The organism is Marinobacter sp. F3R11, from assembly GCF_003318275.1.
GTDB lineage: Bacteria > Pseudomonadota > Gammaproteobacteria > Pseudomonadales > Oleiphilaceae > Marinobacter.
Map to the genome: position 1 here is coordinate 118,636 of NZ_QOCH01000010.1, position 21,831 is coordinate 140,466.

General features: G+C 53.3%; 15 protein-coding genes. 12 read left to right on the forward strand and 3 right to left on the reverse strand.

The window, feature by feature from the left end:
* The first annotated feature begins 25 nt into the window (after positions 1-25).
* From DS878_RS04565 to DS878_RS04585, 5 genes are all read left to right on the forward strand, one after another.
* A complete protein-coding gene (locus DS878_RS04565; protein ID WP_113814799.1) occupies positions 26-1,399 on the forward strand; it encodes an HDOD domain-containing protein in 1,374 nt (457 codons plus the stop codon).
* 202 nt (positions 1,400-1,601) lie between these two features.
* Positions 1,602-2,255, forward strand: coding sequence for an adenylate kinase (gene adk / locus DS878_RS04570; protein WP_113814800.1), 654 nt, complete (start codon positions 1,602-1,604; stop codon positions 2,253-2,255).
* A 33-nt stretch (positions 2,256-2,288) separates the two neighbouring features.
* The gene (gene tsaB / locus DS878_RS04575; RefSeq protein ID WP_113814801.1) at positions 2,289-2,987 is read left to right on the forward strand and encodes a tRNA (adenosine(37)-N6)-threonylcarbamoyltransferase complex dimerization subunit type 1 TsaB; all 699 of its coding nucleotides are present in this window, start codon (positions 2,289-2,291) and stop codon (positions 2,985-2,987) included.
* 78 nt (positions 2,988-3,065) lie between these two features.
* Positions 3,066-3,425, forward strand: a complete 360-nt coding sequence (locus tag DS878_RS04580) for a UDP pyrophosphate phosphatase (protein ID WP_113814802.1) — start codon at positions 3,066-3,068, stop codon at positions 3,423-3,425.
* Positions 3,425-4,282, forward strand: coding sequence for a class I SAM-dependent methyltransferase (locus tag DS878_RS04585; protein ID WP_113814803.1), 858 nt, complete (start codon positions 3,425-3,427; stop codon positions 4,280-4,282). Before DS878_RS04580 ends, DS878_RS04585 begins: the two co-directional genes overlap by 1 nt.
* A 32-nt stretch (positions 4,283-4,314) precedes the next feature.
* On the opposite strand, the gene plsB is transcribed toward DS878_RS04585, so the two are convergent.
* Positions 4,315-6,783: a glycerol-3-phosphate 1-O-acyltransferase PlsB gene (plsB, locus tag DS878_RS04590; RefSeq protein ID WP_113814804.1), complete on the reverse strand. Its 2,469-nt coding sequence runs from the start codon at positions 6,781-6,783 to the stop codon at positions 4,315-4,317.
* Positions 6,784-6,922: 139 nt separating this feature from the next.
* On the opposite strand from plsB, the gene nudC reads away from it, so the two are divergent.
* Together nudC and murI are read left to right on the forward strand one after the other, a co-directional pair.
* On the forward strand, positions 6,923-7,750 hold the full coding sequence (gene nudC, locus DS878_RS04595; RefSeq protein ID WP_113814805.1) for an NAD(+) diphosphatase: 828 nt from the start codon (positions 6,923-6,925) through the stop codon (positions 7,748-7,750).
* Positions 7,747-8,589 (forward strand): glutamate racemase, encoded by an 843-nt coding sequence (gene murI / locus DS878_RS04600; protein ID WP_113814806.1) that lies wholly within the window; start codon positions 7,747-7,749, stop codon positions 8,587-8,589. The genes nudC and murI overlap by 4 nt, the downstream gene beginning before the upstream one ends.
* A gap of 98 nt (positions 8,590-8,687) precedes the next feature.
* On the opposite strand, the gene DS878_RS04605 is transcribed toward murI, so the two are convergent.
* Positions 8,688-10,865 (reverse strand): EAL domain-containing protein, encoded by a 2,178-nt coding sequence (locus DS878_RS04605; RefSeq protein ID WP_113814807.1) that lies wholly within the window; start codon positions 10,863-10,865, stop codon positions 8,688-8,690.
* A 19-nt stretch (positions 10,866-10,884) separates the two neighbouring features.
* Positions 10,885-12,867: an HDOD domain-containing protein gene (locus DS878_RS04610; RefSeq protein WP_113814808.1), complete on the reverse strand. Its 1,983-nt coding sequence runs from the start codon at positions 12,865-12,867 to the stop codon at positions 10,885-10,887.
* Positions 12,868-13,074: 207 nt separating this feature from the next.
* Between DS878_RS04610 and DS878_RS04615 the strand changes: the two genes are divergently transcribed.
* The 5 genes from DS878_RS04615 to DS878_RS04635 all read left to right on the forward strand — a co-directional run bounded on the left by DS878_RS04615 (position 13,075) and on the right by DS878_RS04635 (position 21,828).
* Complete coding sequence (locus tag DS878_RS04615; RefSeq protein WP_113814809.1) at positions 13,075-14,373, forward strand: MinD/ParA family protein; 1,299 nt, start codon at positions 13,075-13,077, stop codon at positions 14,371-14,373.
* Positions 14,374-14,476: 103 nt separating this feature from the next.
* Entirely contained in the window at positions 14,477-16,015 is a 1,539-nt protein-coding gene (locus tag DS878_RS04620; protein WP_113814810.1) for a fatty acyl-CoA reductase, read from the forward strand.
* A 163-nt stretch (positions 16,016-16,178) separates the two neighbouring features.
* Complete coding sequence (acs, locus tag DS878_RS04625; protein ID WP_113814811.1) at positions 16,179-18,128, forward strand: acetate--CoA ligase; 1,950 nt, start codon at positions 16,179-16,181, stop codon at positions 18,126-18,128.
* 40 nt (positions 18,129-18,168) lie between these two features.
* Entirely contained in the window at positions 18,169-18,834 is a 666-nt protein-coding gene (locus tag DS878_RS04630; protein WP_113814812.1) for a response regulator transcription factor, read from the forward strand.
* Positions 18,835-18,987: 153 nt separating this feature from the next.
* Positions 18,988-21,828 (forward strand): SNF2-related protein, encoded by a 2,841-nt coding sequence (locus DS878_RS04635; RefSeq protein WP_113814813.1) that lies wholly within the window; start codon positions 18,988-18,990, stop codon positions 21,826-21,828.
* The last annotated feature ends 3 nt before the right edge of the window (positions 21,829-21,831 follow it).

Sequence of the window (21,831 nt, forward strand, 5' to 3'; positions counted from 1 at the left end):
CGATACGGACAACAGGAGTATTTCAGTGGCTCTCGCAGTGCGACTGGCGCGGTTTTTCGATCAACAGGGTATCGCATACACAGAACGATCTATTGACCGGGCTCCAAATCTGGATGCAGCGGTTTCCGCATTGGGGCAATCAAGGGAATGCGTTATCAAGGCAACGCTTCTGATTGATATTGCCGGCATAGTGATGGTAGTTCACCGCTATGACAGCGCGCTTGATATAGAAGCGCTTCAGTGTATGACTGGCCGTCATTTGCAGCCACTTACAGCGCAGCAGATCGGGCGTTTGTTCAGTGACTGTGACCCGGGATTCATACCTCCGATAGGCAATGCGTATGACCTGCCAGTGCTGCTGGATCAAGGTATTGCCCGGGCAGAGCAGGTTTTGTTTTCCAGCGGTACGGATCATTCTATGGTTGAAGTAGATGGCCGTTCTTTGCGCCTTGCGATGGCTGGCTCGCGGGAAGGGCATCTGGCAATCCGCGGCCCTGGCGATGATGGTGCCCGGGAGGCTCTGACGTTGGAGGAAGTGGCCAGCAAACTGAAAAAGTTGTACCGGCTGCCACCGATGCCAGCCCTGGCTTTGCGCATTTTGCGACTGACCTCCAACACAGAAGCGACGGCCCGGGAACTGGCGGAGCTGATCGAGTTTGATCCCAGCCTGACAGCGCAGGTTATGCGTTATGCGCGTTCAGCGCTGTTCCACTACCCAGGACAGATTAACTCTGTCCAGGAGGCTGTGACCCGGGTACTTGGGTTTGACCGGGTTGCCCATATTGCTTTGGGTATCGCTTCTGTTCGTGCCTTCGATGTGCCGAGGGCGGGTATTCTTGGCATGGATAATTTCTGGCGCCATTCACTATACTGCGCTTTCCTGTGCCAGCGTATGGCGCCGCATTGCGGGGCCGATAAAGGTCTTGCATACCTCTGTGGTCTCTTGCACAACTTTGGATTATTACTGGTAGGGCACCTTTTCCCTCAGGAGTTCAAAGAGCTTAACCGGCTGCGGGAAGTTAATCCGGAGACCAGCATGCAATCCCTTGAGCAACAGGTATTTGGCCAGGGAAGCGAGCAGGAAATCATTGCTGTCGGGCACGGGGCGATCGGTGGCATTTTACACCGGTTGTGGGAATTGCCTGATCCTGTGGTCAAGGCGGCCGGTGTTCATCAGCAGCCAGGTTACCATGGTGAACATGAGAACTATGTCATGATGGTTCAGCTTGCCAATGCCCTGTTAAAGAAACGTGGTATCGGCGATGAGTTCAACCCTGATGATATTCCGGAATTGCTACAAGGCCTGGAACTGGAACCTGCTGTCATGGATGAACTGGTGGCTGAAGTCGGCCGGGTTGCCCCGGAGTTGGACGCACTGGCTCTCTCCCTCATCTCCTGAAATCTGTCTCAAGATTTCCGGTGTATGTCTGGTTTTTTTAAGATGCTACGGAGGTCGACTTTCTCTGGGGTGCCTGACTTCGTATAATGCGCCATCGCCGTATTCGGCTGATACCTGTTCCGAAGGGAGAGGTTGTCGCAAAGGCACAGATTTTTGCCGCAACTTTTCAAAACGATAATGACGAAAACGGGAGCACAGCGTTATGCGAATCATCATGTTAGGCGCACCAGGCGCAGGAAAGGGGACTCAGGCCCAGTTCATTACTGAACGTTTTGGTATTCCTCAGATTTCCACTGGTGACATGCTTCGGGCGGCGGTGAAGGCAGGATCCGAGCTCGGTAAGCAGGTCAAGGAAGTTATGGCAACTGGTGGCCTGGTGTCTGACGATATTATCATTGCGCTGATCAAGGAGCGGATTCAACAGCCAGACTGCCAGAATGGTTTTTTGCTGGATGGTTTTCCTCGTACTATCCCGCAAGCGGAAGCTCTGAAAGATCAGGGAATAGTGATTGATTACGTTGTTGAGATAGCGGTGGATGACGAAGAGATTGTCAATCGCCTGTCTGGTCGCCGGGTTCATGAAGGCAGTGGTCGTATCTACCACGTTAAATATGATCCGCCAAAAGTTGAAGGCCTGGATGACGAAACCGGTGAGCCTCTGGTGCAGCGTGCAGACGACAAGGAAGAAACCGTTCGTAAACGCCTGAGCATCCATCACGATCAAACGGCACCTTTGATCGGCTATTATCAGCAGCTGGCCAAAGAACAGCCGGAAGTGGCGCCTGAACATGTACGCGTAGAAGGTGTTGGTAGCCTGGAAAGTATCCGCGAGCAGATTCATTCCAAGCTCAAGTAATCTACTCACGTTCTGAAGAGGCCAGTCACGCCTGTGAAACTTTTGGCACTGGACACTTCCTCAGAGGGCTGCTCCGCAGCCCTTTTTGTTGATGGGGAAGTGATCGAAAAATTTGAGATTGCGCCCCGGGGCCATACCCGTCTGCTGATGCCGATGATTCGGACGTTGCTGGCGGAGTCGGGCTATAAGCCAGAGGATCTTGATGCATTGGCTTTTGCTTGTGGCCCCGGCTCCTTTACCGGAGTTCGTATTGCCACAGGGGTTGTTCAGGGGTTGGCATGGGGGCTGGATCTGCCGGTTATCTCCGTTTCTTCCCTTGAAACAGTTGCTCTGGGGGCTATTGAGACCATGCAGGTAAGCGACGGTGAGGGTGTTGCAGTAGCGTTTGATGCCCGTATGAGCGAGCTTTACTGGGCCTGTTTCAGCAATCGTTCAGGGCTGCCGGAGCTCTTGGGTGAAGAGCGGGTTTGCCCTCCGTCAGGAGTTGCTCTGGTGTCCGGTATTGCAGATTGGGTTGGTGCAGGTCAGGGCTGGGTTTTCCGGGGCAGCATGCCTGATGATGTATCAGGCCGGATTAATTCAGTGGATGAAACTCTCGTTCCCCGTGCAGGCTGGGTCGCTCGTCTGGCCGCTGTGAAGTTTAATCAGGGCCTGGCTGTTCCCGCAGAGCAGGCGCAGCCGGTGTACGTTCGGGATGAAGTTACCTGGAAGAAACTGCCTGGCCGCGACTAGGCCTTTTAATCGGTGCAGACTTCTTTCATACTTCAGCCAGGCACAATTATTTCTTCCTGAGCGAACGGCATCCTGACGATGATTAGTGGTATTAATCCAGGCAGTTCACTTTCCTATCAGTCGGGCTCCAACAGCCCAGTACGGGAACGCAGTGACGTTGCCCGTTCCCCGGCCTCAGCTCCCGAGAAGACAGCCGAAACAGCGCGTCGCGATCTTGGCGACAGCCCCCGCTCAACAGCATCTGAACGAAGCGACAGTGACTACCCGGAGCGTCGCGTAGAGGCTCGGCGTGCATCGGAGGATGTGCAGCTGGAGCGATTCCGCGCGGATGAAGTGCCGCTCCCCGCGGCCCAGGCATTGTCTACCTTTGCCAGCGTTGCTGCAGCCGGGCAGGAAACCGAGGGTTCAGCACTCGCCGGGATCGATATTCTGGTCTGATGTCACTTTCCAAAGCTTCTAAGGCCGCTTCCGTAAACGAAACACTTCCTCTGGCGGTTGCCAGAGGCCCGCTCGGTGATGAACACCAGGCTCAGGCATTAAGTCTTGACCTTTCATTGCCGTATCTGGGGGTTGTCTCTCCGAAAGACGTAAGACATGCCAGCGCTTTGCTATTTCTGGATGAAAACGGGTTGTGTCTTCAGGTGGCCGGAAAGGGCGCGCCGGGGCCGGTGAGAGCAGAGTTTGTAACTGGCAAGATGGGTTATCGTCGTGAGCATGGTGGTGGTTCGGGCCAGCTTGTAGCGCGTGCTGTAGGTTTGCAGAAAACCAAGGCTGACCTGCATGTCCTGGATGCCACTGCCGGCCTGGGGCAGGACGCTTTTGTGCTTGCCAGTCTGGGTTGCAGGGTAAGTTTGTTCGAGCGAAACCCGGTGATTCATGCGCTGCTGTCCGATGGACTGGCCCGGGCAGCGCTGAATGCGGAGTGCGCGCCAATCGTCGCCCGAATGACTCTTCACTCCGGTAGTAGTATCGGCTGGCTGGATCGTGTTGCTGAGCGTTGTGAAGAGGGGGTTGAAGACAAGGCTGCAGATGTGGTCTATCTGGACCCCATGTTCCCTCACAGGGACAAATCTGCGCTGGTAAAGAAAGAAATGCAGGTGTTCAGAACGATTGTGGGTGATGACGACGATTCGGACGCACTGCTTGCCGCCGCATTGAGTACCGCGAAGTATCGGGTGGTGGTCAAGCGCCCACGCAAAGCCCCGGCGATTAGCGGGCCGGAGCCGGGGACACGTATTGAGGGCAAGAGTAGCCGGTACGACGTTTATCCGATCCGGGCCTTGCCTCCGCGGTAAAGTTCGGTGTGCCCGAGGCTTCCGCCCACACGTCAGATGCCCAGCATTGTCACTTGCTGAATGGCCTGGCGTTTTTCTACGCTCAACACCAGTCTGGCATCATCTGCCACCTCGTCGAGTCCTTTACCGTAACAGAGTAAACCGTTGTCATCGGTCGTGATGACGCCGTTCTTCTGCATGTTGGCGATAAAATTCCGGAACAGGCTTTTGTCGAAGAACTCGGGGGCATTCTGGCCGAACAGTATGGACATGCGTTCGGCCAGCAGTGTGCTTTGTTCTTCCAGTTCCTCTGCGGTGATTTTCCCCGGGCCATACTTGCGCAGGGTGCCCACAGCGATGTGGTAGCGCTCTACGGTCTGGATGATGAACCGTGACAGTATCCTGAGACGCAGCATGGCTTCGGTACCTTCTTCAGGGCTGGCGATTCGATTATTCTCTGCAGTTTCCAGCAGGCCCTGATTTATCAGTTCGTCAATCCACCGGTTAATCACATCTTCGGCTTCGTCAGGCTGGTATTTGAGAAACAGTTCTGATTGCAGGTAAGGATAGGCAACGCCAGCCAGATAAACGATCTTGCTCCGGGTCAGAGAGCTTTTGTTCTCGAACAGACTGGCGATCAGAGAGGGCAGCGCAAAAAGATGCTGAATGTTGTTGCGATAGTATGTCATCAGGATGGCATTACTACCCTCCAGACCGATAATGTCGCCAAGTTTCTGGGGTTGACGTGATACCAGTCCCATGGATTCGCAATAGGCCACCCAGTCTTTGCCTGAGCCTTCTGGCATGGTTACTGTTTCGGCATAAGGGTAGGCTTTCAAAAGATCCGCGTATTGATCCGCCAGGCGGATAAGCTGCCCCTCATCCATGGCCAGCCTTTCGGCGCCCAGAAGCACGGTTGCAATCATGCCGATTGGATTGACGGCAACAGATGCATTGATATTGGATGCGACTCGCAAGGCCAGCTCGGAGACGGTGTCATTAAGCCACGGGGGGCGACATGCGGAATCGTAGGCCTCGTCTCTCCAGCTGCTATGAACATCGTCCAGCACGTCTGACAGGTGGATGGCTTCACCGAAGTTAACCGAAACCCGGCCAAAGGAGTTGTTGAGTTTACGGGCTGTTTTTGCCAGGCCAAGCACACTCTCTTTCTGTTTTTTCTTACCTCTGAGTTCTCCGAGGTAAGAGCGACCTTCCATTACTTTTTCGTACCCGATATAAACCGGCACAAAGACAATCGGTTTGCGGTGATCGCGCAGAAAACTGCGTACGGTCATGGAGAGCATGCCGGGGCGGGGCTGCAGCATCCGTCCGGTGCGGCTGCGACCGCCTTCTACAAAATACTCAACCGAGTAACCACGGGTGAACATAACATGCATGTACTCATTGAAAACCGTTGAGTAGAGCGGATTGTCACGGAAGCTCCGGCGCATGAAAAAAGCCCCGCCCCGGCGCAGGATTGAACCTACAATCGGCATGTTCAGGTTGATGCCGGCGGCTATATGTGGAGGCATAAGGCCGTTTTTATAGAGCACATACGACAGCAGAAGATAGTCGATATGAGATCGGTGGCAGGGTACGTAAACCACAGCGCTGCTCTGAGCGCTCTCTTTCACCACTTTGATGTTGTTAACGGCAACACCTTTGTAGAGCCGGTTCCAAAGCCAGGCGAGCGCTACTTCGAAAACGCGGATGGTGACAACAGACATGCTTGCAGCGATTTCATCGGCATATTTGTAGGCTCGGGCACGGACTTTCTCTGGTGCTATACCTTCTTTTGCTGCGGTTTCCCTGATAGCTTCTTTTACCGCCTGGGTTCTCAGTAACCCTTGCACGAGGGTTCTTCTGTGAGACAGGTCTGGCCCCAGAACCGCTTGTCGCACCTTGCGGAAGTGGGTGCGCAGGATTCTGGCAAGCTTGCGATTGGCACGCTCTTCGTTGTCCCGATGCTCATCAATGACCTGTTTCAGTGACAGCGGTTTGTTGAACTGTACATAGGTGTTACGCCCGTGCACCAGAATGATCAGGAACTTCTGGAGCCGGCCGGCAACGGACCAGGTATCAGATAGCAGCAGTTTTACCAGCGATTTCTCTTTGTCCGGGGAGCGGCCCCAGAACAGGGATACGGGAACAATCTGAACATCCTCCTCCGGATTATCGAGCCCGTAGCGCACCAGAGCCTGGAATTCAGCCGTAGGAACCGGCGTCTGCCTTCTGCGGAACAAGCCACCAACGCGCCGGTAGAGGAAGAAAAATGAGTGTGAAGGGCCGTTCTTGACGGGAAGTGTGGTGGTTGCTCCGGGCAGTTGTGCCCGTATCACTTCCTGCTCAAGTACCAGACGGCTGGATAGCGAGCTGTACGGCAGCACGTAACAAACCGGTTTTTCAGGAGACAATCCCAGAGCCTCGATGCTATTGCCGCTGACATCTGTCCGGACCCATAAAAATAGTATCTTCCGGAAAAAGGTCAGAATCAGGCTTCGAATACCCTGGTAAAGACGCATAAAATGTCACTCCGATGAAAAACAGGCGCCAAGTTTACTTGGTTGCGAACGGGCCGGAAAGTCACGGATGCATTCTTGATGCCCCTGGCTCTGTGATACATTTCAGTCTGGCACGTTTCTCACTAAGGTACCTTGGCAGATGGCGACACCAACGATTCACTGGAGCCCCGGCTGGAGCACGCAGGCACCAGAGCAGGGGGACCTCGTGCTGGAGTTGTCCGGATCCGGTGTGCTCAAGCCGGCTGACGGCTGGCTGCGACCCCTGGAAAACATATCCGGGAACCCCGGAGACGCAGAGTTTGTATCTCTGGGAAAAGTCGGCGGTCGTCCTGTTTTTGTGACGGAGGTTCCGGAATCTCTGGCTTCAGGCCGTGAACTCGTTACCTTGCGCGATGCGCTTCTGACGATCAGTGATGCGCCGGCAGCTATGCTCAGTACTGGCTTTCAGGTGTGGCAGTGGTTTCAGGATCATAAGTACTGCGGGCGCTGTGGCGGTGGTACAGACTTCCATCCGCGGGAGCGGGCAAAGTGGTGCAGTAACTGCAACATTCCCTGGTATCCGCGGCTGGCACCCTGTGTGATTGTAGTGATACGCCGGGAAGATCGATATCTTCTGGCAAAGTCGTCCAGGGTTAAGCGTCATTTTTACAGCCTGATAGCAGGCTTTGTAGAGCCTGGAGAAAGCCTGGAAGGTGCGGTTGCCAGAGAAGTGAAAGAGGAAACGGGGCTGGATGTAACCAATATCCGTTATCAGGGGTCTGAGCCCTGGCCATTTCCGCATCAGTTGATGGCAGGATTTTTTGCAGATTATGCCGGGGGCGAGTTGGTGTTGCAGGAGGATGAAATTGCAGACGCGGGCTGGTACTTACCTGAAAACAGACCCCCGGTCCCCCCCGAGACCACCATTTCCGGGCGCCTGATACGCGAAATGGAAAAGGTGCTTACGACTGGAGGTCTCGGGTCTTGAGTGAGACTGTTGTGCCCCGGATTCTTGTTTTTGACTCGGGTGTTGGCGGATTGAGCGTTGCTGCCCGTGTTCACGAAAAGCTGCCGGACGCTTCAATTATATATCTTGCGGATAACGCAGCATTTCCATACGGTGGTCAGCCCGAATCTGTGGTAATCGAGCGTTGCTGCGCACTCATTGTGACTGCCCTTGAACAATTTCCTTGCGATGTTGTTGTCATAGCCTGCAATACTGCCAGTACCGTCGTTTTGCCAAGCTTGCGATCTCTGGTGGATGTCCCGGTGGTTGGAGTGGTACCTGCGGTGAAGCCGGCAGCTGCACAAACGTTGAATCACCGCATAGGCCTTCTGGCAACTCCAGCGACCGTGCGCAGGCTGTATCTTGATCAGCTGGTCCGGGAGTTTGCCACTGGGTGCCAGGTTGAGCGCGTTGGCCACCCCGGTCTTGTACAGTGGGCGGAAAACCTGGTGCGAGGCGTGTCCGTGCCGCAGGACGAGCTTGATGTGGCTGTTGCCAGTCTGCGTGATGCCGGAGTTGACACTGTTGTTCTCGGATGTACCCACTATCCGCTTTTGCTGGATAGTCTCAGGCAGAGTCTGCCCGACGTAAAGTTCTGGGTGGATTCCGGAGAGGCTATTGCCCGTCGTGTCAGTTCCCTGTTGGTGGAAGCAGGCCTGGCCGGGAAATCATCCGGGTGCGGCCACGCATCTGAGGTTGCCGCGTTGTTTTCAGGAAACGTCCCGGAGGGCATTGTTGATTTCATGATGACTCAGGGTTTGCCTCAGCCGGAGGCCAAAGGGAACTGGCCCGGAAGCTTGCCGGACAGGGGAGATATTTGATTATTTCGGGGCAGTTACCTGAAGGCAGTGCATGACTTCGCAGGCGGGATTGCGCTTCAGGCCTGGAATCCAGGCGGCGATATATGGCGATGAGAGTGTTAACTGGAGACGGCAACGCAAGCCGGCTTTTGAACCAGTAGTTTGCTGATATCTTCTGCGGGTTGTGCCGGCCCATAGAAGAAACCCTGCACCTGATGGCAGCGGAGGGTGCGTAAGTACTCAAGCTGTTTCTCTGTCTCTACCCCCTCGGCAACAATTTCCAGTTTCAGGCCGTGCGCCATTGCAATAATGGCGTTCACAATGCAGACATCATCGACGCCGCTGTGAATCCCCTGAACAAATGACTGGTCTATTTTCAGGGTGTGGATGGGTAATCGGTGCAGATAGTTAAGTGACGAATAGCCTGTGCCAAAGTCATCAATGGCAATACGGACGCCCAGACCAGCCAGTTCGCGGAGCTTCTGGCTGATTTGTTCCAGGTCATTCATGATCACATTTTCAGTTATTTCAATTTCCAGATTGCCGGGAGGGAACTCGTTGCTTTTCACCCGTTCGATCAGGGTTTCTACAAATCTGGGATGCTCTACTTCAACCGGCGAGAGGTTGACCGCCAGGCGCAGATTCTGATGACCTGCCCGTATCCACTGGCCGACATCACGACAAGCCTGATCCAGAACCTGCTCGCTCAAATGACTGATCAAATTGGTCTCTTCTGCGAGCCCCAGAAAGTCTCCGGGATAAAGTAAACCTCGTTCAGGGTGCTGCCAGCGCACAAGTGCTTCCAGCCCCAGGATCTGGTTTGTACCTGCACACACCTGGGGCTGGTAAAATACCCGTAGCTCATTCTTCTCGAGCGCCTGGCGCAGATCCCTTTCCAGGTGCAGGCGGTGTGTGCTGTCTACGCTCATGCTCTCGGAGAAGAAACTGTAGCTGTCTTTGCCCTTGGCTTTAACGTGATACATGGCAATATCAGCGTTCTGGATCAGTTGGTCCATGCTGTCGCCGGCATCCGGGTATATGGCGATTCCGATGCTGACGCCCACAAACACTTCATGCTCACCCAGCAGGAAGGGGGTCTTGAGGGTTTTGATGAGTTTTCTGGCAATCTGGCTGGCGTCTTCAGGGCTGCGAATTGAAGGTAGCAGCAAGGTGAACTCGTCACCACCAAAGCGTGAGAGCGTGTCGCCCTTGCGCAGGCAGCTTTCCAGGCGCTGGGTTACGGCTTGCAGCAGCCGGTCACCCATGGCGTGGCCAAGGGTGTCGTTAATAATCTTGAAACGGTCAAGATCAAGAAACATCACCGCCAGGGTCTGTTCCTCCCGGCGGGCATGAGTGATTGCAAGCTCCAGGCGGTCTTTGAACAGGGCCCGGTTGGGCAAGCGTGTGAGCAGGTCGTGATAAGCCTGGAAGTTAATAAACGCTTCAGCTTCCTTACGTTCGGTGACGTCCCTCGCGGTCCCGTAATAGCACGCGTTCTGGCCGCTTCCGCCACCCTGAGCACGGTGATTGTGGGTCCAGGTTTGAGGGTCGACCGGAAATGCAGTTACCTCAAAATGCCGCGTGGCCTGTCGGCTGCCGCGGGTTTTAAGGCGAACCTCCAGAGTGCGGGGGTTGTCTGCGCTGATATCCGGCGCATTGAATGCATAGATACCTCTGGCAACATCACGATCATCCAGAATGCATCGGAAATTCCGCCCGCAAAGTTCATTTGGTTTATAGCCCAGCATGCTTTCAACTTTGCTGTTAATAAAGCAGAAGCGACCATTAGCATCGAGCATGAAAACGATATCGGGTGAACTGTTTACAATGTAGCGGTGCAGGGCCTCAGATTTTTCAAGGCGAACCTGTACGTCCTCATGGGCCTTGACGAGCATTTGCTTGCCAATGACGCGTTTTACCGTGGCAATCAATTCTTCCGGGTCAAAAGGCTTGCGAATATAATCCAGAGCTCCGCGCCGGAGTGCCCGGCTGACCGCAGTAAACGAGCTTTCTCCACTGATGACAATGATTCCGCATTCGGGTTGCTTGCGCCCAAGGTGCGTCATAACGGCAAAGCCATCGACCTCCGGCATGCGTAAATCCAGCATGGCGAAATCAAAGTCCCGGGTATCTATGAGTTCACAGGCGTGCTTTCCGCCATTGGCCTCAGTGACCTCGTAACCGCAGCTGCGAAGTAAGGAGGCCAGCGCGCTCACCAAACGTGGCTCGTCGTCCACCACCAGAATGCGCGCTGTAGCCTCTTGCGAGAAGTGCCCGTTGGTCTGTCCTGGTGCCATCTGTGTGTATCCGTTTATGTCAGTCGGATGTTTTTTTTACCTGGCTGGCCGCCGGCAGTAAAACCCGGAAAGTTGTGCCTTTCTGCCCGGTATGGCAGGCGATGATTCCCTCCATGTCATCAACAAGTTGCTTCACAATACTCAGGCCAATCCCGCTGTGGCCTTTTCCCTTTGTGGTTTCTCCCGGTGTAAACAGAGATTCCCGTATAGCCTCGGGAATGCCTGTGCCGGTATCAGTAACTTCCATCTCTACCCAGTTGCGATGACCTTGCCACACTGGAGCTGATGTCTTTATCGTAACTTCACCACCTGAATCTGGCAGGCTTTCGGCAGCGTTTCTGACCAGGTTGATCAATACCTGATGGATAGCCGACGAGTTAGCTATAACAGGTGTAGAAGCATTACACATTAGCATATTAAATTGTAGGTTACTGTCGCTGAAAAGACTGGTTTCAAGTATCCGGGCGAGGCTTCGTATTTCAGTATTGAGGTCGAAGGTTTTTTCGCCGTAGTCTCCGCCGGTGTTATTGCTCATCTGCAATAAAAGGTTTGCCGCGCGGTCCAGTTCATCCCGCACCACATCCAGATCTTCCCTTGCATCAGGGTCATCCAGCCGGTTTCGTAGCTGGTGGAGATACTGTCGGATTATGGTGAGAGGGTTGCTGATCTCATGCACCTGTTCGCGCAGTTTTTCTATGGCTATCTCGTGGTGTCTTTCTGCGCTTTCTTTTGTCGTCTCGAAGGCCGTGCTTTTTTCCATAAGAACAGTGGAAAGCTGATGCATAAACAGGCGTAAGAGTTCAGTGGTTGATTCCTGAGTGTTGCCATCGGTACCCAGCACAAACACACCGGGGCAGTGGTCGCCTGTGACTACCGGAATTGCAGTCAGAGAGCGGGTTCTCAGTAGCGACAGAATCTGGCGGTCGAGAACTGCTGGTGCCTGCTCGTTGAGATTGACAGGTTTTCTCGAGGCGAAGGCCTCTGTGAGTGCGCTGCCACCGGCCTTGGCGGTTACGGCCAGATGCGGGTACACCCCGGTAGTGCCGGAAAGCAGAACAAGGCTGCTGTCATCGTGTCCGAAATATAATGCGGGAAGCCCGGTAATCAGCGTCAGGCTGTCGACTGTCTCAGCAAGAATGGTGCTACTCTTGCCGGTAAGGTCGGCAAAGCCTATGGCTTGCCGGGCGATGGCATGGCGTAATACGGCTTGCCGGAGTTCTTGCGACGCGGATTCGGCGCTGTAACTGTTGATAAGCGGTATTCCCAGCGAATCGGCCATCACGGACACGTCGTGGCTGATCCGCCGATTGATTTCCCGGGTCAGCTCTTCACTGAGTCCGAACATGGTACCTGCAGCCGCAATGCCAGCGGAATCAGACAGTGCAAGGCGAGTAGAAAGACTGATGACCTTGACCAGGTGAGCGGCATCCCTTAGCTCTGAAGGCAGGGCCTGCTGATAACGCATGGCGTCAGCTGCCAGAGGCCCCAGTCCCCATAAAGTAACCAGTTCGGCGGCAATGTCTGATTGCCGGTTCATATATTGTTGTCCGGCTTCCAGGTCCGGGTTTTTAATGGCAATGAGCTCACCGATGTTATGAAGCATGCCTAACATAAAGGCTTCGTCGGCTTCAGGATAACGCGTCAGGGTTGCAAGAGCTCTGGCGGTCAGGGCAGTGGTCAGCGCATGCCTCCAGAAATCCCGTAACTGTTGCCAGGCGCCGTCGCCCAGATCAAACATGACCTGGCGCAGCGCTGCAGTGAGTATCAATGTCTTGAATCGTTTGTTTCCAAGGCGCATCAAGGCCTGCTCTATTGAGCGAACGCCCGGCGCAGGGCCATACAGCGACGAGTTGGCTAACGCCAGGATCCGAACCACGAGCGCTGTATCCGACGCTATGATTTCGCTGATCTCGCGATAGCTTTTGTCTTGGTTGCAGACCTCAAGCGCACGCAGTGTGACCTCCGGAAGACTTGGAAGTTGGAGGTCGGAAACTGTATTCATAATTTTGCCTGCCGCGCGAGGAGAAAAGTTCCTGAAATTTCGTTAACTTTCCCGGGTACAGTGAAGGATCTTAGACAAAAACACGCGAATTTCAAACAACTGCTGCTCTTTATTTGAACAGTGTGTTCACAGTAACACGATATGTGTACAATTTTTACAGACTAAAGTGTCTTTTGTCGTCATTTCAAGGATGTAATATCTCCCGTCATGAGTGCTCAGGAACACCAAGAACACCGGGCGACCCCGCCCCGGACCATTGCGATAACTGGCGGTAAAGGAGGCGTAGGTAAAACATCAGTCGCCCTTAACCTGGCGCTTACACTGGCCCGCTACGAAAAGCGCGTGTTATTGCTGGATGGCGATACTGACCTTGCTAACGTCAGTATTATGTTGGGCCTTTACCCCGAGCGAACCCTGGCAAATGTTGTTGCTGGTGAGTGCAGTCTTGAGGACATACTCCTGGAGGCAGATTACGGCCTGCACATTGTTCCTGGTGCATCCGGTGTTCAGGAATGTATGGAAATGGATCCCGAGGAGAGTTTTCGTATATTACGAGCCCTCTCAAGGCTTGAGAACCGGTATGACTACGTCATAACGGATACTGCGGCAGGCCTTCAGCCTGCGGGTCTGCACATGATTGCGGCGGCTGAGCTGGCGTGTGTTGTTGTTACGCCAGACCCCGCCTCGCTTACGGATGCGTTTTCGCTGATTAAAGTTCTGAAGCGCCGGGGCTATCGCAGAACACCCAGTGTGCTGATTAATATGGCGCAGGGTGCAAGTCAGGCCCGCTCGGTTTTTCAGCGCCTCGATTCGGCAGCACGGCGCCATCTGCAATGTTCTCTTCATTACATGGGCGGTGTATGGCGTGATGAGACCCTGCGCCAGTCAGTCCTGCAGCAGCGGCCGGTTGCATTGTTGCCATCTTCAGATCCTTCTTGTCGCCAGTTCAGCACATTGGCAGACATGCTCGACGTACGTTTATCGCAATTGCCCGCCCGTAAAGCAGGCATTGCGGCCTACTGGCATTCAGTTTCAAAACGGCAACCCGGTCGCAGGTCCAGGACCGATTCATCTGCCACTCCCCGCGAACGCTGCCTGCAGGCTGTAGGTGAACTGGAGTCTGTAATCACCCGGATGCCGGAAAATGGGGAACTGCGCAGTGATGTGTTCAGCCGCTTGTTCGCACTGTTGGGGCAGTCGCCGGACAGTGGTACCGTTAAAATCATTCAGGCAGGACTTGATGCCATTGACTGGAGCCAGCTGGTTCCTCAAGAGCGTAAAAATCTGGCGACTCATCTTCGGCACCTTGCTGATGGGCTTTCGATATCATCGAATATCCGTGAGTACGAACAGAAACCTGAGCAGGATCCCCCGCAGCAAGCGCTCTCCCGGCCGTTTTATGATCGTGCCAGTTTCGGTGATCAGGAGGCTCTTGTAAGGGCGCTGAAGGAACAGTCTTCCGATATTCCCCTGGATCAGTTCCTTAAGTCGCTTGCCAATAAATAAAATTACGACACCAGAGAGTTTTCAATTTAGTTTGTAACTGCATTGACATAAAAATTGTGCAAGGATCAAGGAGTGTAAGAGGCCCGTAAAAGGAGTTTTCATCATGGCAGAGCAGCAAAAGTGGGCGGAGGAGTCTTCGTCAAAGGTGCTTGAGCAGCTTAGCGGCAAGCATGTCCTGATCACTGGTACCACGGGTTTTCTTGGCAAGGTGATTCTGGAGAAGCTGATCCGGGCGGTGCCGGACATTGGTGGAATACACCTGTTGATAAGAGGAAATTCGCGTCGTAATGACGCTCAGACTCGTTTTCTTGAGGAAATTGCGACATCTTCAGTATTTGATCGTCTGCGTCAGGAGAATGGCAAGGCTTTCGAGGTTTTCCTGGATGAGCAACTGCATTTTATTACCGGAGAGGTAACCCAGCCCCGGCTTGGCCTGCAGCCCGACGCGTTCCGGAATCTGGCGGGCAATATCGATGTCATTATCAACTCCGCCGCGAGTGTTAATTTCCGGGAAGAACTGGACAAAGCTCTGGCCATAAACACCTTGAGCCTGGAAAATATCGCCGGCCTGGCCCGGCTGAACCCGGCTCTTGCGGTTGTTCAGGTTTCAACCTGCTACGTAAATGGTATGAATTCAGGGCAGATTACTGAATCAGTGATAAAGCCCGCTGGTGAGGCAATTCCCCGCAGCCCTTCGGGTTATTATGAAATTGAAGAGTTGCTCCGCCGGCTTGACGACAGCGTTGCAGACTTGCGTTCGCGCTATTCGGGCAAAATGCTTGAACGTGAACTCGTGAGCCTTGGAATACAAGAGGCCAACCGCTATGGCTGGAGTGATACCTATACGTTTACCAAGTGGCTGGGCGAACAGGTACTGATCAAAGCTCTGGAAGGCCGTGCTCTTACAATTGTACGCCCGTCTATTATTGAAAGTGCTCTGGAGGAACCTGCGCCTGGGTGGATTGAAGGAGTGAAAGTCGCTGATGCGATCATCCTTGCCTATGCCAAAGGAAAGGTTACGGTATTTCCCGGTAAGCGCTCCGGGGTTATAGATGTCATTCCCGTTGATCTTGTAGCGAACGCTATTATCCTGGCGGCCGCCGAGGCTCTTGGTGAACCCGCCCGGCAGCGGATCTACCAATGCTGCAGCGGAAGCTCCAATCCATTGACTCTGGGCGAGTTTATTGATCATCTGATGGCGGAAGCCAAAAGCAACTACGCAGAGTACGATCTGCTTTTCTGCCGTCAGCCAGTCAGGCCCTTTATTGCGGTAAACCGGGCCTTGTTTGATGCCATGATGAGTGGTGCCCGAATTCCCCTTAGTCTGGCCAGGCGAACGAAGCGGATGCTGGGGCACAAACAGGATCTCAAAATGTTGCGGAACCTCGATACGACCCGCTCACTGGCCACGATCTTTGGTTTTTATACGGCCCCGGATTATATTTTCCATAATGATGAATTGCTCGCCCTTGCATCACGCATGGGTGAGGCAGATAAAGAGCTGTTTCCGGTAGATGCACGCAGGATCGATTGGGCAGTGTACCTGCGCAAGGTTCACCTTGCTGGTCTGAACCGATACGCGCTCAAGGCGAAAAGCAAGCTCCGCCCCCGCTCCCCAAAGGCTCGCGAGCAGGTAGCCTGACCATGCCGGGCTTAAAGTTCAGGTGCGTTAGGACGTTAGTCTAATTCAATGTTTGGTGGTTCGCATGGTGAACTACAGGCATGTGTCCACAGGGCAATGCGCCCTATCGCTCTGAACAAACAAAATTGATAATTACAATAGACTCTGATCTAGGGGGAGCACAATGACTGATAAAAACCTTTATCCGGTAAGCCAGGATGTGGCCGAACGGGCATTTGTGAATCGGGAACAGTATGATGAAATGTATCGTCAGTCCATCGAGGATCCAGACACGTTCTGGGGAGAGCATGGTAAGCGTCTCGATTGGATCAAGCCATATTCCAAGGTAAAAAACACCACCTTCGATTACAACAACCTGTCCATCAAGTGGTTTGAAGACGGGCAACTGAACGCGTCTGCTAACTGCCTGGATCGCCATCTCGCAACCCGGGGCGACCAGACAGCCATTATTTTTGAAGGCGACGATCCGTCTGACTCCCGTCACGTTACCTACCGTGAACTGCACGAAGAAACCAGCAAATTTGCCAATGTTCTGAAAGGACTGGGTGTGAAGAAGGGTGATGTGGTCACCATCTACATGCCAATGATTGTTGAAACCGCTGTAGCCATGCTGGCCTGTGCACGCATTGGCGCAATCCACTCTGTTGTTTTCGGTGGTTTCTCTCCCGAAGCACTGGGGGCCCGTGTTGTTAATGGCAAGTCCCGGTTTGTAATTACGTCTGATGAAGGCCTCCGTGGCGGCCGCAAGATTCCTCTGAAAAAGAATGTGGATGCGGCACTCAAAAATGAAGACGGCGCCGGCGTCGAGAAAGTTATCGTTGTCAGCCGTACAGGTAACAAGGATGTGCCCTGGAATGAGGGCCGCGACGCCCGCTATGAAGACCTTATGGCGACGGCCTCTGCAGATTGCCCGCCAGAGCCCATGAATGCGGAAGACCCTCTGTTCATGCTCTATACATCGGGTTCAACCGGTGCGCCCAAAGGTGTTTTGCATACGACTGGCGGCTATATGGTTTACGCCTCCATGACGCACCAGTATGTGTTCGACTATCACGATGGTGATGTTTACTGGTGTACAGCGGATTTTGGCTGGGTTACCGGGCATAGCTACATTCTGTACGGGCCGCTGTGTAATGGTGCGATCTCTGTACTGTTTGAGGGTGTGCCAAACTATCCTGATAGCTCCCGTATGGGTCAGATTGTTGATAAGCATCAGGTTAATACGCTTTATACTGCGCCTACTGCAATCCGGGCGCTGATGGCTGAAGGCGAAGCCTGCATGAGCGGCACTTCCCGTAAGAGCCTGAAATTGCTTGGTTCAGTAGGTGAGCCGATCAATCCGGAGGCCTGGGAGTGGTATTATCGTGTTGTCGGTGACAGCAGGTGCCCGATTGTGGATACCTGGTGGCAAACAGAAACCGGCGGTATTCTGATTGCACCATTACCCGGTGCGATAGATCTTAAGCCGGGGTCTGCAACGGTTCCGTTCTTTGGTGTACAGCCGGCATTGGTGGACAGCGAAGGTAACGTGCTGGAAGGCAAGTCCGACGGTAACCTTGTGATTCTGGATAGCTGGCCTGGTCAGATGCGGACGATTTATGGCGATCATGAACGTTTTGCCCAGACCTATTTCAGCGCCTACAAAGGTATGTACTTTACCGGTGATGGTGCTCGTCGCGATGAAGACGGGTATTACTGGATTACGGGCCGCGTTGATGACGTGCTCAACGTATCTGGCCACCGCCTGGGTACTGCAGAGGTTGAAAGCGCGCTGGTAGCCCACGATAAGGTTGCCGAGGCAGCGGTTGTTGGTTTCCCCCATGACATCAAAGGGCAAGGCATTTATGTTTATGTGACCTTGATGCAGGGCGAAGAGCCTTCAGACGAGCTTAAAAAAGAACTGGTGCAGTGGGTGCGCAAGGAAATCGGCCCGATTGCGTCTCCGGATGTGATTCAGTGGGCACCGGGCTTGCCCAAAACGCGATCAGGCAAGATTATGCGTCGGATTTTGCGTAAGATTGCAGCTAATGAGCATGATCAGCTGGGAGATACGTCTACTCTGGCGGATCCTAGCGTGGTGGATGAGCTCATCGGTAGTCGCGAGTTCAAATAAGGTCTGAGGGCAGGCCACAAACCTGTGAGGAAATGGTTGAATGACACAAACAATTATCGTCGCTGATGATCACCCACTGTTTCGGGCAGCTCTGAAACAGGCGGTCAATCAAGCAGTGCCTGATGCGGAAACCGTAGAAGTTGACAGCATCAAGTCGTTGCAGGCGTCGGTAGATTCGCACCCGGATGCAGATCTGGTTCTGCTTGATCTCAATATGCCGGGTGCCCACGGTTTCTCCGGGCTGGTGTTCATGCGTGGACAGTATCCCGGATTGCCGGTGGTGGTTGTGTCAGGCTCCGAAGAATTGCAGGTAATGCGTCGCTCAATTGATTACGGGGCGTCTGGCTTTATTCCAAAGTCGGCGCCTCTGCCTACCATTACAGAGGCGATCTGTGCTGTACTGGAGGGCGATGTATGGCTGCCGGAAGGTGTGGCAGACAAGCTTGAGCGCATGCATTCAGATACCACTGATTTTTCTGAAAAGCTTGCATCGCTGACCCCGCAACAGTTCCGGGTGTTGGGGATGTTGGCAGAAGGGCTGTTGAACAAACAGATTGCATATGATCTGGATGTTTCCGAAGCTACTATCAAGGCACATATTACGGCTGTTTTCCGTAAGCTTGGAGTGCGTAACCGCACCCAGGCAGTGATTGCGATACAGCAGATGGAAATAGATCCTTCGGATCAGTCGTTGTCTGGAAGCTGAACTCGCAATTATCCAGTTTGAATACAAAAATGGGAGCCTTTAGGCTCCCATTTTTGTTCAGATAGATAGCCCCTGTTGATTTAAAGCCCATAACCCTTGAGAGTGAGTAGGGTGACAACTATATTGGCGTATTATTTATAAGAGAAACCGGAGATGTTCACCCCTCACCAAAGCACTTATTTTGCTCACTGGCTGACTCAGTCTGGCAAAATTGAAAACCAGGTCTCCCGGGCCATGGCCTCTGCTCGTGTGGATATGAACCCACACCAGGTTGACGCTGCCTGTTTTGCTCTGAAATCTCCGCTGGAGAAAGGGGTGCTGTTGGCTGATGAAGTGGGCTTGGGTAAAACCATTGAAGCCAGTTTGGTGATGGCTCAGAAGTGGGCCGAGGGCAAACGTAATATTCTTTTGGTTGTTCCGGCCTCATTGCGGAAGCAATGGAGCCAAGAGCTGATTGACAAGTTCGAACTGCCATCAACCATTATTGACGGCAAAGTTGCTGCGCGTCTAAAAAAAGAAGGTAAAACCAACCCATTCGACCAAGACGAACAGATTGTTATCTGCTCTTATGAGTATGCGGCACGCCAGAGGGATTACGTACGCTTGGTGAGCTGGAATCTAGTTGTGTTCGATGAGGCTCATAAATTACGAAACCTCTATCAGAATAATGGTAGTAAGAGGGCTAAGGCACTTGTTGAAGCTACCGCGTGCGCTGACAGCCGTGTATTGCTATCGGCTACACCGATTCAGAACAACCTGATGGAGCTTTATGGTCTGAGTCAGGTAATTGACCCTCATTTTTTCGGTGATGAAAAATCCTTCCGTGCGCTTTACGTAAATCGCCAGAGGGATCAAAAGTCGCTGGAGGATTTGAAGCGCCGTATTCGCCCGCTCTGCCATAGAACCTTGCGTCGGCAGGTTCAGGAAGAGGGCGGCATCAACTTCACCAACCGCTACTCCATCACTCAGGACTTTACTCCGCTGCCTGAAGAATGGGAACTGTACCAGAAGCTTTCCCATTACCTGCAGCGCCCTGATAACGAAGCGATCAACCCCCGTGCCCGGCATTTGGTCAGTATGGGCTTACGCAAGATCCTTGCATCCTCATCGTTTGCCGTTGCCGAGACTCTCAAGGGTATGATTGAGCGACTTGAAATACAGCAGCGTCTTGACGAGGGTGCACTCTCTGATATTGAAGAAGTGGACGATTGGCTGGAATCTGAAGACGAGGAAAGCAGCAGCGAAAGCGACAGTGATAAGCAGGCTGGCTCCTTGGGTAAGCTGAGCCAGGAAATTGTACAACTTACCGAGTTTCGGGATCTTGCCCAGAGCATATCCAGCAACTCTAAAGGCTTAGCCCTGCTCACAGTGTTGGAAAAGGCTCTTGCTATGACGGAGAACCTGGGTGGCCAACGCAAAGCGGTGGTGTTCACAGAGTCTTGCCGAACACAGAAATACTTGCATGACCTTTTGGAAACCAACGGGTACGCCGGAAGAACCGTCTTGCTGAACGGTTCCAACAATGACGCTCGCTCCAAGGCCATTTATCAGGAATGGCTTGAGGAGCACAAAGGTTCTGCCCGCATCAGCGGTTCAAAAGCCTCCGATATGAAAGCAGCGCTGGTGGATCAGTTTCGAAGTGAAAACGCCGACATCCTCATCTCTACCGAAGCCGGCGGCGAAGGTATTAACCTGCAGTTTTGTTCTGTGCTTATCAACTATGACTTACCGTGGAACCCTCAAAAGATCGAACAGCGAATCGGCCGGGTGCATCGCTATGGCCAAAAGAACGATGTCGTGGTGGTGAACTTTGTAAACCGCAAGAATCCGGCAGACCGTAGGGTGTTCCAGTTGCTGAATGAAAAGTTAAAGCTCTTTGAGGGTGTATTTGGCGCCTCAGACGAAGTGCTTGGAGCCATCGAAGGCAGCATCGATATTGAACGGCGTATTTACGAGATTTACCAGAAATGCCGTACCGATCAGGAAATTGAGTACGAGTTCGATCAGCTTCAGCAAGCTCTGGAGGAAACTCTGGCAGCGCGCGAGATTGCCGCCCGAGAGGCACTATTAGACAATTTTGACCGGGATGTGGTGGCGGCACTCAAGACTCGCCGGGATCAAAGTAACGATTTCTTGCAGGAATACGAACAAGTCCTTCTGGATCTGGCCCGAGCTGAACTGCCGGGTGCAGAGTTTAAGAACAACCATTTCTACATCGATGGCCAGCGCTACGACTTGAGTTGGCCGTTGGCGCAACAGAATGATTCCGAGTTTTTCCGTTTACAGGCCACTGAGCATTATCTGGCTTGGGATTTAGTACATAGGGCCAAAGATCGTGCACTTGAACCTGCGCACCTTGTTTTTCAGTACGACCAGCTCCAAGGTCAGTATGCTGCCCTGAAGGAATATATTGGCCAGTCTGGTGTGTTGACTGCGCTGCAAATCCAGTTCACCTATAACCGGGGGAAAACTCAAAATACCCGCCTGGTGGTACTGGCCCAAACGGATGATGGCCAGAAACTGACGCTGGAGAACGCTGACCACCTCATGAGCGTACCGGCTAAGAAAGAGCGACCCACCGATGCCATCCCGTCGGGAACGTTTGAAGCCTGGCAGTCCCAGATTGCAAAAGAAGCCGAGGCCGAAACAGAGGCCGAACTGGATAACTACCTGGAACAGGAGTCTGCAAAGCTGGAACGCTGGGCTCAGGATCGCCGTAAGGCACTCATGGCCACCGTTGATGAACTGGATGAACAGATTCGCGTTTACAAGAAAGAGGCGCGCCAGTTGGCCTCTACGGCAGAAAAAATTCAAGCCAAGAAGGCGTTACGAAGGCTGGAGCGAAAGCGGGACGATGCTCTGGCAGAATACCACGAGTCCAAAAAACAGATTGAACGGGAAGAGGATCGTCTGCTGGATGAAGTCAGTGAGAAATTGGAATTGACCTCCGAAATCAAAGAGCTCTTTACTGCCCGCTGGACACTTACCCACTAAGCC

Coding starts and splice junctions, on each gene's coding strand:
- DS878_RS04605 (WP_113814807.1), bottom strand. CDS start 10,865: ATGGCACCAGGACAGACCAACGGGCACTTCTCGCAAGAGGCTACAGCG.
- plsB (WP_113814804.1), bottom strand. CDS start 6,783: ATGCGTCTTTACCAGGGTATTCGAAGCCTGATTCTGACCTTTTTCCGG.
- nudC (WP_113814805.1), top strand. CDS start 6,923: ATGGCGACACCAACGATTCACTGGAGCCCCGGCTGGAGCACGCAGGCA.
- DS878_RS04585 (WP_113814803.1), top strand. CDS start 3,425: ATGTCACTTTCCAAAGCTTCTAAGGCCGCTTCCGTAAACGAAACACTT.
- DS878_RS04610 (WP_113814808.1), bottom strand. CDS start 12,867: ATGAATACAGTTTCCGACCTCCAACTTCCAAGTCTTCCGGAGGTCACA.
- DS878_RS04630 (WP_113814812.1), top strand. CDS start 18,169: ATGACACAAACAATTATCGTCGCTGATGATCACCCACTGTTTCGGGCA.
- DS878_RS04615 (WP_113814809.1), top strand. CDS start 13,075: ATGAGTGCTCAGGAACACCAAGAACACCGGGCGACCCCGCCCCGGACC.
- adk (WP_113814800.1), top strand. CDS start 1,602: ATGCGAATCATCATGTTAGGCGCACCAGGCGCAGGAAAGGGGACTCAG.
- acs (WP_113814811.1), top strand. CDS start 16,179: ATGACTGATAAAAACCTTTATCCGGTAAGCCAGGATGTGGCCGAACGG.
- DS878_RS04580 (WP_113814802.1), top strand. CDS start 3,066: ATGATTAGTGGTATTAATCCAGGCAGTTCACTTTCCTATCAGTCGGGC.
- DS878_RS04635 (WP_113814813.1), top strand. CDS start 18,988: ATGTTCACCCCTCACCAAAGCACTTATTTTGCTCACTGGCTGACTCAG.
- DS878_RS04620 (WP_113814810.1), top strand. CDS start 14,477: ATGGCAGAGCAGCAAAAGTGGGCGGAGGAGTCTTCGTCAAAGGTGCTT.